The sequence below is a fragment of the Pseudoalteromonas sp. T1lg76 genome (assembly GCF_002964725.1).
Classification (GTDB): Bacteria; Pseudomonadota; Gammaproteobacteria; order Enterobacterales; family Alteromonadaceae; genus Pseudoalteromonas.
On sequence record NZ_PQCE01000058.1, the window covers coordinates 1 to 12,988 of the forward strand.

General features: G+C 48.1%; 11 protein-coding genes. 7 read left to right on the forward strand and 4 right to left on the reverse strand.

All coding sequences use genetic code 11. The features are described from left to right. Positions 1-149: 149 nt before the first annotated feature. From C2M35_RS14995 to C2M35_RS15010, 4 genes are all read left to right on the forward strand, one after another. On the forward strand, positions 150-1,268 hold the full coding sequence (locus C2M35_RS14995) for a YecA family protein (RefSeq protein WP_105265683.1): 1,119 nt from the start codon (positions 150-152) through the stop codon (positions 1,266-1,268). A gap of 142 nt (positions 1,269-1,410) precedes the next feature. Continuing rightward, complete coding sequence (locus C2M35_RS15000) at positions 1,411-1,761, forward strand: hypothetical protein (protein WP_105198852.1); 351 nt, start codon at positions 1,411-1,413, stop codon at positions 1,759-1,761. Positions 1,762-2,010: 249 nt separating this feature from the next. After that, positions 2,011-2,991, forward strand: a complete 981-nt coding sequence (locus C2M35_RS15005) for a hypothetical protein (RefSeq protein ID WP_105198853.1) — start codon at positions 2,011-2,013, stop codon at positions 2,989-2,991. 140 nt (positions 2,992-3,131) lie between these two features. Further along, positions 3,132-3,752: a TetR family transcriptional regulator gene (locus C2M35_RS15010; protein ID WP_105198854.1), complete on the forward strand. Its 621-nt coding sequence runs from the start codon at positions 3,132-3,134 to the stop codon at positions 3,750-3,752. Between the two features lie 187 nt (positions 3,753-3,939). Here C2M35_RS15010 and C2M35_RS15015 read toward each other — a convergent pair whose 3' ends face one another. The 4 genes from C2M35_RS15015 to C2M35_RS15030 form a co-directional block, all read right to left on the reverse strand. Then, positions 3,940-7,032 (reverse strand): efflux RND transporter permease subunit, encoded by a 3,093-nt coding sequence (locus C2M35_RS15015; RefSeq protein ID WP_105265684.1) that lies wholly within the window; start codon positions 7,030-7,032, stop codon positions 3,940-3,942. Positions 7,033-7,034: 2 nt separating this feature from the next. Continuing rightward, positions 7,035-8,174: an efflux RND transporter periplasmic adaptor subunit gene (locus tag C2M35_RS15020; protein ID WP_105216123.1), complete on the reverse strand. Its 1,140-nt coding sequence runs from the start codon at positions 8,172-8,174 to the stop codon at positions 7,035-7,037. Positions 8,175-8,386: 212 nt separating this feature from the next. After that, complete coding sequence (locus C2M35_RS15025; protein WP_105198857.1) at positions 8,387-9,451, reverse strand: DUF3083 family protein; 1,065 nt, start codon at positions 9,449-9,451, stop codon at positions 8,387-8,389. An 82-nt stretch (positions 9,452-9,533) separates the two neighbouring features. Next, entirely contained in the window at positions 9,534-9,953 is a 420-nt protein-coding gene (locus C2M35_RS15030; RefSeq protein WP_105265686.1) for a CBS domain-containing protein, read from the reverse strand. Positions 9,954-10,110: 157 nt separating this feature from the next. Between C2M35_RS15030 and C2M35_RS15035 the strand changes: the two genes are divergently transcribed. From C2M35_RS15035 to C2M35_RS15045, 3 genes are all read left to right on the forward strand, one after another. Then, complete coding sequence (locus C2M35_RS15035) at positions 10,111-10,503, forward strand: VOC family protein (protein WP_105265685.1); 393 nt, start codon at positions 10,111-10,113, stop codon at positions 10,501-10,503. An 85-nt stretch (positions 10,504-10,588) separates the two neighbouring features. Further along, positions 10,589-12,256: a glutamine--tRNA ligase gene (glnS, locus tag C2M35_RS15040; protein WP_105198859.1), complete on the forward strand. Its 1,668-nt coding sequence runs from the start codon at positions 10,589-10,591 to the stop codon at positions 12,254-12,256. Positions 12,257-12,372: 116 nt separating this feature from the next. After that, complete coding sequence (locus tag C2M35_RS15045; RefSeq protein ID WP_105259087.1) at positions 12,373-12,738, forward strand: VOC family protein; 366 nt, start codon at positions 12,373-12,375, stop codon at positions 12,736-12,738. Positions 12,739-12,988: the final 250 nt, after the last annotated feature.

Genomic DNA, 12,988 nt, shown 5'->3' on the forward strand with positions numbered 1-12,988 from the left:
GGTTTATGGCATATGGACTCGTTAAGGCTTGCTCGGGTTCGTTCCTCACCAAGTATAGCAAGCCTGAACTCGCCCCATAACCGGGCGTTAGAAATTTAAGTTAACTTTGGCATGTATTTACATGCTTTTTTGAAATTGGTAGGTAGTCAGTGAGCTTAGGTAGAAATGAGAAATGTTGGTGTGGTTCAGGCTTGAAATTTAAGCGTTGTCACTTAAACCGAGAATATGAAGAGGCAATTTCAAAAAGTGAAGCTATTAAAGCATCCAATAAAATTACTTCTAGACAATGCTGTATGGTTCCAGATGCACTCAATCATGAGTGTACAAATAAAATTATAAGTGCTCATACCGTCTCTAAAAGTGGTAGCTTAGGTGCGATAGCAGATAGTACTAACCATGTGAAAGGGTTGAAAATCAGTCTCCCGACTTTGATTAAAAACAATGGTAGGTTACGACCTGAAAAAATAGGAATTAAACAAGCATCAACTTTTAAAGGCTTTTGTTCATATCATGACAACAGCTTATTCTCTTGTGTCGAAGATTGCGAATTTACTGGAACTGAACAACAGTGTTTTGCTTTAGCTTATAGGGCTGTAGCTAAAGAAATGTATGCAAAGCAAAATAGTTCTACTACTAATGATTTCCTAAAATTTGCAGATAAGGGCAAAAACAAATTCGATCAGGTTTTTATCCAACAATTCATTGCAGATAATGAACTAGGTGTTTCTGCAGCAGTTAAAGAACTTTCTGATTTCAAATCACTATTAGATGCACAATTAATTCACGACCAAAAAACGGAGCTATCTCACTTAGTTATTTCGTCCGATGTTCCACCACCTGTAATGGTGTCCTCAATTGTTGCACCAACGGTTAATTTTAATGGAAAGCTGATACAAGATTTAGCCAACTTAAACGTTGTACCTGACTATGTTTGTTTCAATTCCTTTGCTAGTGATGGCAAAGGATATGTTGTATTTAGTTGGTTGAAAGATGCGCAAGTTAGCAGAGATTTCATCGAGACATTTTTAGCTATAGATAACTCTCGAAAGTTCAGTGCATTGGTCCGGTTTTTCTTCAGTGTTGCTGAAAATACGTTCTTTTCACCGTCGTGGTGGGATAAGCTGTCAAAGGGTGAACAGTCGACAATTGAAAACTTCATCATGTCAGGTGCTAGCCCATTCCATCCAAGTAGCCAGTCCATTTTAGTTGATGACGGTACAGATTTTGGTGGGTGGGATGTTAAAGGTGTTGAGAAAATAAATTTCTAACAAAGCATTTAAGAGTGGTTCCCAACGCTTGGCATTTTTCATTCCATCGTTGGGTTTCGTGTTTACGGTGGTATGGTTAAGTTTCGTGGTAGCGTTGCTCACACCTTAATGCGGCGTTATGTGCCAAAGGAGATTTACTGCAATGAAATGCAAATTACTTTTAGTGTTTTTTATGTTTCTCGGACTCCAAAGTTCTGTTTTCGCATCCGACGCGTCAGAACAATTAACTACTTCAGAATTAGAAAGTAAAGTAAGTAAACTTCAATCTAAAGTCTGGGAACTGGAGACAGCTCAAAACAAAGCAAAATCAGACATCTCAAAAATTCAAGAGACCTTAAGACATAGTGGTTTAGCTATAGTTTTGTTCGCTTTTTTCTGTGCATGGTGGGCAAAAACATCAGGGCGTAGCGCACTATTGTGGTTCATTTTGGGTATGTTGTTCCACGTTTTAACCGCAATTGCGCTTTTAATAAAAACTGAGCGAAGCACATAACAAACCACTCAAGGCACTCGCGCTGCTCGCAGGGACGCTAACACATGGGCAGCGCCACTTCGTGCCTAATTTTAGCCCGTGTGTTATCGCCCCGTCTTGGGCGTTATCAACGCTTGCACTTCGCTCATAGCCATCACTTAATACAAGCTTCTCTTACCGACCCACACCAGGGTGGCAATGATAGGTTGCCAAATCATCCTTTTTAACTAGGCTTTAACCTTAACGCCAAATTGAACCAAGGGGGTTTATGTGCCTGGGTTAAATATATTTAAGTCACTTTTTAGCTTTGCTCTGGTCTGTATGTTATCGGCTTGTGGAGCACCTCAAAGCGAAGTGGCGAGCAATGAGCAAGAAAAGATGACGCCACAGGCGTTGCCACAGGCTGTGCCAAGGGCTGAGTTAACACCGGTCAATAAGGTAGATGTCACCACCACAGAGTACGCCATTTTGGCGCCGGATTATTTACCCACCGGCTGGACAACCTTTGCGTTTACCAATCGCGGTGGCCAGGAGCACTTTGTGGCCATGTATCGTCTGGTGGAGGGGAAGACCATAGAGGATCAGCTCCGAGACGTAGCACCTGCGTTTGACCCCATTATGCAGGGGCTGCGCAGCGGCGAAATGACCAAAGCAGATATAGGTCCATTCTTAGAGCAAAACGTCCCGGATTGGGGCCTGCAAATGACCTGGGTAGGGGGCGCCGGGCTCTTGTCCAATGGCCACAGCGTCGAGGCGACCTTTAATATCGATAAGCCCGGCATCTATTTGCTCGAATGCTATGTGAAAGCCCCTGATGGCCAATGGCACACGATGATGGGGATGTTGCATCAGATACAGGTCCATCCCGGTCCCGCCGAGCAGGAGCTACCCGATGCCACTCATAATCTGACAGTCGCCAACACCGGCATTAGCGGACCAGAGGTGGTGAAAGCGGGTAAACACACCTTTCGTATCGATATAGGTGAAAACCCGCCGGGCTTTTTACCCTATGACCTACATCTGGCGAAGCTCGAAGAGGGTACGGATTTACAGCAGGTGTATTTTTGGATGGACTGGACTAATGTCGGTGGCTTACGCGCGCCGGCACCTGTGACCTTTTTAGGCGGCATTGAACAGATGCGTGCCGGTAACCATGGCTATGTCAGCGTCGATTTGGCACCGGGTAATTATCTGTGGGTGTCTGAGGTCAATGCGGCAAACATAAATATGCCTTTTGTGGTGATCGAGTAATAAGTTAAGTTACCTTAGCAGTTGGGGGCAAATAGCCCCTTTTTTTATATGGAAATTATGCCCTAAATCCACACTAGCTGGTCAAACTTGGTAACTAATATGTTAATATAATCAGCAACTAAAACTAATAGGCAAGCATAATGGCAAGGCGAAGTAAGGCCGATGCAGAGCAGACTCGGGCGGCCATCCTCGATGCTGCAGAACAACTATTCTTTGATCATGGCGTGTCTTGTACCACCTTGGCGCATATTGCCGCCGCGGCGGGGGTAACCCGAGGTGCCATTTACTGGCATTTTGCCAATAAGAACGATCTATTTAACGCCATGCTTGAGCGTATTCGCTTGCCCTTTAGAATGATGCTGAGTGAACTGCAGCAGGCCAATGAACAAAGCACTTTGGCACAGGTGAAAGATGTGATTTGCCGCTCTATGCTCTTGGTTGAGCAGGAGCCACAATATTATCGCGTGCTCACCGTGGTGTTCCATCGCTGTGAATATGTGGAAGAGCTTAATCCCGTGGTGGCGCAGCAAAAAGAATTAAATCAGGAAGTAATAGCGACTTTAACTTTGGCCTTTAATCGTGCCCTGGATAATGGCGAATTGAACCCTTGTATTCGCCCCGAAGATGCGGCGATATCTCTCAATGCCTTGTTTGTGGGTCTGCTCAGTCAGTATCTACAGCACCCGGGCTGTATGAACCTGACCAAGCAGGTTGAGCCCTTACTCGATACCTTATTTGTAGGCCTAAAAAAGCCGGGCTAAATTAGCCCGGCTTGCAGTGCCTGCATATACCAATTCACTTAAATAGCTAATCATTCTAGCGGGCTAAATATCATGCTTACGGCGTTGGAATTTTTCTATGTAGCATATCTACATAAGAAAAACTCCGCCTTGTTATCACATCATTTATCCAGCGCTATCTCTGATCACATACTTAACAGAATTGGTATTATTTATTGCGTACAAAGATTTTTTGTACCACCAAATAGAACACCGGGACGAGGAAGATTGCCAGGAAGGTCGCCGTTGCCATACCACCTAGTACGCCGATACCTATGGCGTTACGACTCGCCGAGCCCGCACCTGTACTGATCGCCAGTGGCAATACGCCCAGTGAGAAGGCCAGTGAGGTCATGATGATAGGGCGTAAACGCAGGCGGATAGCCTCAAGCGTTGCCTTAATAACATCCAGACCTTGTTGTTGCAGGTCTTTAGCAAACTCCACAATCAGGATGGCGTTTTTCGAGGCCAGACCCATGGTGGTCAACAGACCCACCTGGAAGTAGACGTCATTTTCCAAGCCGAAGATAAAGGCCGCACCCAGGGCACCGACGATACCCAATGGCACCACCATGATCACCGAGAATGGAATCGACCAGCTCTCATACAGCGCCGCTAAGCACAGGAATACCACCAGGATCGACAGGGCGTACAAGAAGGGCGCCTGTGAGCCAGACATCTTTTCTTGATACGAGGTGCTGGTCCATTCAAAGTCGATGCCTTCCGGTAGTTGGTCTACCAATTCGGCTACTACGGCCATCGCCGTACCCGAGCTGTATCCTGGTGCCGGTTGACCTAAGATCTCCATCGCCGAGATACCGTTATAACGCTCCAAACGTTGTGGGCCATACACCCAGCGGCTGCTGGCAAAGCTGTCGAATGACACCATCTCGCCTTGATTGTTACGCACATACCAGTGGCTTAAGTCTTCAGGAGTCATACGGAACTCGGCATCTGCCTGCACATACACCTTCTTAACGCGGCCACGGTCAACGAAGTCATTCACATAAGTTGAACCCCAGCCGATAGACAAGGCGTTGTTGATCTCGCTAATTGGCACACCCAAAGCTTGAGCCTTAAGCTGATCGATATCTACTTGCAGCTGCGCCGCATCTTCCATGCCGTTTGGACGCACCGCCATCAGCTCTGGACGCTGTGCGGCCATGCCAAGGAACTGGTTACGTGCCTGCAGCAGGGCTTCGTGGCCCAGACCACCGCGGTCTTGCAAGAACATGTTAAAGCCGGTGGCCTGACCTAATTCCACAATAGGTGGCAGGTTAAAGGCAAAGATCTGCGCTTCTTTAATGGTTGAGAACTTGCCCATGGCGCGGCCAATAATCGCTTGCACGCTTTGGCTTTCGTCACGCTCACTCCAGTCCTTCAAACGGGTGAAGGCAAGACCGACGTTTTGACCCTGACCGGCAAAACTAAAGCCGCTTACGGTGAATACAGACTGCACCGCTTCTTCGCTGCCATAGTGATCCGATACTTGCGTCATAATTGCTTCGGTACGTTCCTGGCTGGCACCACTTGGTAATTGCACCATGGTCAGGAAGATACCCTGATCTTCTTCTGGTAGGAAAGACGACGGCAGGCGGGCAAACATCAGCGCCATTACCGCCACTATCACACCGTATAAAGCCATAGAGCGAACAGGGCGCTTCAACAGACCGCCTACGGCCTTACCATATTTGTCATTACCGCGGTCGAAGGTGCGGTTAAACCAGCCGAAGAAGCCGCCTTTGTTATGATGATCGCCATGGATTGGCTTCAAAATAGTGGCACACAGGGCCGGCGTAAAGACGATAGCAACGATTACCGACAGCGCCATGGCCGATACGATAGTGATAGAGAACTGCTTATAGATGGCACCGGTGGCTCCGCCGAAAAACGCCATAGGTACGAATACCGCCGACAATACTAGGCCGATACCAACCAGGGCGCCGGTGATCTGACTCATGGACTTACGCGTGGCTTCAACTGGTCCCAGGCCATCTTCACTCATGACCCGCTCAACGTTTTCTACCACAACTATGGCATCGTCCACCAAGAGGCCGATGGCCAGTACCATACCGAACATGGTCAAGGTGTTGATAGAGAAACCCATGGCCGACATGATGCCGAAGGTACCAAGTAATACGACGGGAATGGCCAGAGTCGGGATCAGCGTGGCGCGGAAGTTCTGCATAAACAGATACATAACCACGAATACCAGGATCACGGCTTCAAACAGAGTTTGTACTACGGCGCTGATAGACACTTCAACAAAGGGCGTCGTGTCGTAAGGGATGGTGATTTTAACACCGGCCGGGAAATAGGCTTCAAGCTCGGCTAAACGTGCTTTTACCGCATTGGCCGTGTCCAGGGCGTTGGCACCTGTAGCCAGCTCAATGGCAAAACCGGTTGCTGGCATGCCGTTATAACGACCCATAACCGCATAGTTTTCACCGCCAAGTTCAATACGGGCAACATCGCTAAGTAATACGCGTGAGCCGTCGGCATTTACGCGCAGCAGAATTTGTCCGAACTCTTCCGGGCTGCTCAATCGGCTTTGTGCCGTAATTGCAGCGTTATATTGCTGACCTGGTAAAGCCGGTGCACCGCCTAGCTGACCTGCGGTCACCTGGTTGTTTTGCACACGAATGGCGCTGGTCACATCTGTTGGGGTTAGCTGAAACTCATTGAGTTTGTCTGCATCCAACCAGATACGCATGGCGTATTGGCTACCGAATACGGTGAGGTTACCTACACCTGGCGTACGGCTGATCGGATCCTTTACGTTTGACACCACGTAATCGGAAAGGTCTTCACGGGTCATGGAACCGTCTTCGGAAATAAAGCCGACAACCATTAAGAAGCTGCCGCTCGATTTGGCAACAGCTACACCTTGTTGCTGCACTTCTTGTGGCAACAGTGGGATAGCGCGCTGTAGCTTGTTCTGCACCTGAACCTGGGCAATATCCGGATCTGTGCCGGTTTCAAAGGTCAGGGTCAGGGTTACATTACCCAAAGAGTCACTCTGTGCCGACATATACATCAGGTTGTCGATGCCGTTCATGGCCTGCTCGATAACCTGAGTGATGGCGTCTTCGGCGGTTTTCGCCGTCGCACCCGGGTAGCTGGCGGTAATGGTTACCGCTGGCGGTGCTACCTGAGGGTACTGCTCAACCGGCAATTGTTTAACAGACAACAAACCGGCCAGCATGATGACTATTGCTATCACCCATGCAAAGATTGGTCGGCTAATAAAGAAATTCGCCATACTTATGCCTCCGATGGGTTGTTGGTAACTTTAACCAGCGCCCCAGGACGGATTTTTTGTAAACCCGAGGTCACCACCATATCGCCTGCTTTAAGGCCCTTGTTTACCAGCCAGCTTTGATCAACCTGCTGAGCTAGTTCGACCACGCGCACCTCAATGGTGTTTTCGCTGTTCACTACCATCACGGTGGCTTCACCTTTAGGCGTGCGCACCACTGACTTTTGTGGCACTAAAAGGCCGTTGTTGGTGTTACCTAACTCAAGCTGGGCACGTACAAACATACCGGGTAGGAGTTCGCCATCTGGATTTGGGAATACCGCACGCATGGTAACCATAGACGTCGATGGGTCAACGCTTACCTCGGAGAACTGCAACTCACCAGAGTGGCCATACCAAAGTTGCTCATCAAGCTTTAGCTGGACCGCCGGGGCAACACCTGTATTACTGGCATTAGTGGTAATGGCCTGGCGTAATGACGCCAGTTTGGATGCCGCCTTGGTCATGTCCACATAGATAGGGTCTAACTGGCGAATGGTTGCCAGCTCATTACCTTGGTTTGCGGTAAGCAGGGCTCCTTCGGTCACCAAAGAACGACCGATTTGACCGCTGATCGGTGCACGAATACTGGTGTAATCCAGATTGATTTGGGCGCTCAGTACCGCAGCTTTGGCGGCGGCTAAATCGGCCTGGGCACCAAGGCGCTGGGCATCAGCATCATCGAAGTCCTGTTGGCTGACCGAGTTGGTGCCGAGCAGGCTTTTAATACGCTTAGCGCGGGCAGTGGTGTTTTTTACCCCAGCTTCGGCTTTGGCTAAGCTCGCTTTAGCACTGGCAAGAGCGGCTTCAAAAGGAGCAGGGTCGATGCGATAAAGCAGATCGCCCTTTTCAACCATTTGCCCTTCTTCAAAGAGGCGGGACTGCAAAATACCACTAACCTGAGGGCGAATTTCCGCCTGGCGGAAGTCCACGGTGCGGCCCACCAACTCGGTGTGTTGCATCACAGTTTGTGGCTGCAACTGATATGCTTCAATTTCCACCGCGCTCGGTGCGCTTTGGGTCTGAGCTTGCGCGCCCGACTGTTCACAGCCGCTAAGGCCAAGTGTCGCGACTATGGTTAAGGCGACCAGGGTTTTTGCTTTCATATCCAACCTTCTAAGAACAACAAATCGAGAAATAGAGTGCAAATATACATACATGAACGTATGTAAGCAAGGTAAACTATTCCGTTTACACGTAACTCGTTGTAACCAATGGTAATAAACTTGATTTAATCAGGGGGTTAATAGTTTGGTTTGTTGTTGAAGTGGCCGTCATTCAGGGCGGAATGACGGCGCAGAAGAGGGCATTTTTTGCCTTATAGGGCGTAACTTAGGTGCTGATAGAAGCGGGTATTGATGTCTTGACGTTCGGGGTTAACGTGCAGCTCTGTACACAGGGATTTGATTACACTTTCTACCTGATTCATAAAACGGCCATAACCCATATCATGCTTGTCTTCGGTGCCGGCAACGATCACAAAGTCGATACTTTGTACCAGCTGGTTGCCATTATAAAGTACATAGTTTTGGGTATTATCCTGGCACGGCAAAAAGCTTAACTTTTCCAGCTCTTCATTATGGGCGCTGGTGTCGATATCGCGGTGACGGATAAGGGGCGTACGGCCATTGGCCACCATGGCACGACGTGGCAGTCGCTTGGCTTCGCAAGCTGTGACGAAAGCGTCGGCGATACGGGCGTAAAACTGGGCAAAGTCGGTGGTGTCGTTATCCAGTAGCTGGGTTTTGACTTGGCGAGTTAGGGGTAAGGTAAAGCGTGCATAGGTGAGATCTCTGTGCTCTGGCAGCGGACAGCCGCGTGCTTCATAACGCGAGTCCAACGCTCTGAGCTTGTATCCATAACTTTCTTTAAAGCCTTTGGCGCGGGCAAAAATATCATAGGTAAGGTGCTGATGATCGCGAACCTTGAAGGGTTGTGCCTGGTTTGGTAATTGCTCTTGCAATGTTGTCAGCACCTTGGCTACTCGGGAGTGGAAATCGGCGCTGTGGGCTCGAATATCCTCGCCTGTGGCTAAGAATAATAAGCGTACCTTGCGGGCTTTTTGTGTGTCATCGCCGTGCAGGGTGTGGGCTTCGTGATAGCGCGGGTTGTAGAAAAACAATTGCTGGCGTTTGGTCTCTAAGCAATAGGCTTCCTCGTGGAAGCGCACGATAGGCAGCTTGTCGTTCACTAAAACGTGCACATTGTATAGCTCGGCGTCATCGCACAGCGCAAAGAGCTGCCGTACTATGCGTTGATGGGCGCTGGCATAATCGCTAAAACAGGCATAAAAATCCTCGTCGGGCTTAAACTCGGCGAGGATATATTGGTTAGCTCGGGCATTGGTTGGGATATAGACCCGGTGCTGATTTTGTGAAGCCATGATTGTTCCTTAGTCCTTGGTGTTTTCATTGGCTTCATTCTAGTGCTGATAAATGTCAACGATGTTGCGCTAGATTAAACTTTTATGACTTTTCCATCAGGCTAATACTGAGCCTGACGAAATCCGATGAAGTCAGTACACCCACTAACTTTTTCGCCTCTAAAACCGGCATGCAGCCATGGCGGTTATTCAAGAAAAACTTGGCAATATCAATTAGCTGATCGCTGGAATCGACGGTATCAAAGCGAGTCAACATGATCTCACTAACAGGTGTTTGCTTTTCTTTGCGCTCCAGGGCATCGGCGCCAAATACCGAGATAATTTTCATTACCTGGGCGATAATCACTTTTTGCGTCAGCATGCCCACCAGGTGTTGCTTGTCATCTGTGACCGGGATGTGGCGAATATTGTACTGGCGCATCAGTTGATGAACATCATACAAGGAAGCATCAGCAGCTATGGTGATGGGAGAGGCGGTCATTAAATCCCTGGCGCACTGCATTGGGGCGCCCGGCTCAGATATGGTTGAATTAGACTCGGTTGAATTAGACTCGGTCGAATTAGACATACAGGTTCCTTATCTCTTTCGGATTATGTGTTTTTCACGCTACCTTTAACTATAGAAACAAGTTTAGATCTCAATCAAATAAAGGTGGTTTATGGAATTACTGGGGTTAGATCATGTAGTCATTCGTACTGCAAAGGTAGAGCAGTTACTGGCTTTTTACCAAGAGGTACTCGGCGCCAAACTTGAACGAGTACTTGAGGATGAGGGCCTGTATCAATTGCGTGCTGGTGCGGCGCTTATCGACATACTGAGTACCGAGGGCAGCCTTGATAGCGGGGCGGCGGTGGATGTACGCAGCTCACCCATAGCCCATATTTGTTTGCAGGTGAAGGCGCCGAGCGAGCAGGCGCTCATACGTACGCTAAAACGCAAAGGGGTGATGGAGACATTAATATTTGCCACACGCTATGGCGCCACGGGTTTTGGTCGTTCTTTATACATTCATGACCCAGATGGTAACACCCTTGAATTAAAACTGGTTTGACCCTACTAAAAGCTGTATGTTAACGGCAGATTTTGTCATAATAACTTGGTTAAAAGCCACGTAGAATTCAGAGGAAAGTATCCCAATGGCGGAGATTGAAAATCGCCCAACGAACTTTATTCGTAATATTATTGATGCAGACTTGGCGTCGGGTAAACACCAAAAAACTCATACACGTTTCCCGCCTGAGCCTAATGGTTTCCTGCATATCGGCCACGCAAAATCAATTTGTTTGAACTTTGGTATCGCGCAAGATTACCAAGGTTTGTGTAATCTTCGCTTTGACGATACCAATCCGGAAAAAGAAGACATTAACTATGTTAACTCCATCAAAGAAGATGTGAGTTGGCTTGGTTTTCAGTGGGATGGCGAGATTGAATATTCATCAAACTACTTCGATAAGCTTTATGAGTATGCGGTTGAGCTGATCAACAAAGGCTTGGCGTATGTGTGCTTCTTAAGCCCAGAGCAAGCCCGTGAATACCGTGGCACCCTTACTGAACCGGGTAAAAACAGCCCATACCGCGATACCCCAGCCGCTGAAAACCTGGCGTTATTCGAGAAGATGAAAAACGGCGAGTTTAAAGAAGGTGAATGTGTACTGCGTGCCAAGATAGATATGGCCAGCTCATTTATGGTGTTGCGTGACCCTATTATCTACCGTATTCGTTTTGCTCATCACCATCAAACCGGTGACAAGTGGTGCATTTACCCTATGTACGACTTTACTCACTGTATCAGCGATGCATTAGAGGGCATTACTCACTCATTATGTACGCTGGAGTTCCAGGACAACCGTCGTCTGTATGACTGGGTGCTTGATAACATCAGCATTGATTGTCATCCACAGCAAATCGAGTTCTCACGCCTGAACCTGGAATACACCATGATGAGTAAGCGTAAGCTTAACCAATTGGTGGTTGATGGTCATGTTGATGGCTGGGACGACCCGCGTATGCCAACCATTGCTGGTTTGCGCCGTCGTGGTTATACACCAGCGTCTATTCGCGAATTCTGTAAGCGTATCGGTGTGACTAAGCAGGATAACCTGGTTGAAATGGGTATGCTTGAAGCCTGTATCCGTGATGACCTGAACGACAACGCCGCCCGTGCTATGGCTGTACTTGATCCTGTACGTATCGTTATCGAAAACTACCCGGAAGATCAGGTAGAAATGCTTGATGCACCTAATCATCCAAGCAAGGAAGAAATGGGCTCACGTCAATTGCCATTTACGCGTGAAGTATTTATCGAGCGCGACGATTTCCGTGTTGAAGCGAACAAGAAGTTCAAGCGTTTGGTACTGGGCAAAGAAGTGCGTTTACGTAATGCTTATGTGATCAAGGCCGAGCGCATCGAAGAAGATGCTGATGGCAATATCACCACCATTTACTGTACCTATGACGCAGATACTTTAGGTAAAAACCCTGAAGATGGCCGTAAAGTGAAGGGCGTTATCCATTGGGTGAGCGCAACTCATTGCATCGAAGCCGAAGTACGTCTGTATGACCGTCTGTTTAATGTGCCTAATCCAGGCTCTGCAGATGATATCGCCAGCGTGCTTAACCCTGAGTCACTGAAGATTGTCAGCAATGCCAAACTTGAGCCAAGCCTGGCGGATGCCCAGCCACTAGTAGGTTATCAGTTTGAGCGTACCGGCTACTTCTGTCGCGACAATCACTTTGAGCATTTGGTATTTAACCAAACAGTAGGTTTACGCGATTCTTGGGCCAAGATTGAGCACCAAGACTAAGCTTTCGACCTAAGCTCTCAGCGAAACGCTAAGCAAATTGAAAAACGGATACTTTTTATAGGTATCCGTTTTTTTATGCTAGCGTAAAAGGACAGACACAGAATTATGAGATCAGCATGTCCACTACAAGTCACGAAAAGTTTAATTATATTGAGTATCCGGCGCGGGATTTACGCGCGACTAAGGATTTCTTCACACAAGTTTTTAACTGGCAATTTACCGACTATGGCCCCGAATACAGTGCCTTTAGTGGTGCCGGGCTCGACGGCGGTTTCTATGCCAGCGACCAATGTGCCAGCACGCAAAACGGCTCGGCATTGATGGTGTTTTATTCCAGCGCCCTTGAGCAAACTAAGCAAAAAATAGAAAACGCCGGCGGGGTGATATGCAAACCCATATTTTCCTTCCCAGGCGGCCGACGCTTTCATTTTATTGAGCCCAGCGGCAATGAATTTGCGGTCTGGTCTGAGCCTGAGGAGTAGCTGGTCGTTGTAGGTCGGGCTTTCAGCCCGACAAGAGAGCATAATTCTCGCAGTGTGGTCGTAAGATACAGTTGTATTTCGGGATTTTATCCAGACAAAGAGATGGCAGCTTTTGAATGAGTGGCACGACAAAGTAGGTTCGAACTACTTGGCCTTTGGACCGGGTCATAGAGAGCAGGTAGTGCTCTAAGCAACTGAGCTAGGGTTTTTATTGAATACGAGAAATATTGTAGAGAATTGGTACGACCGA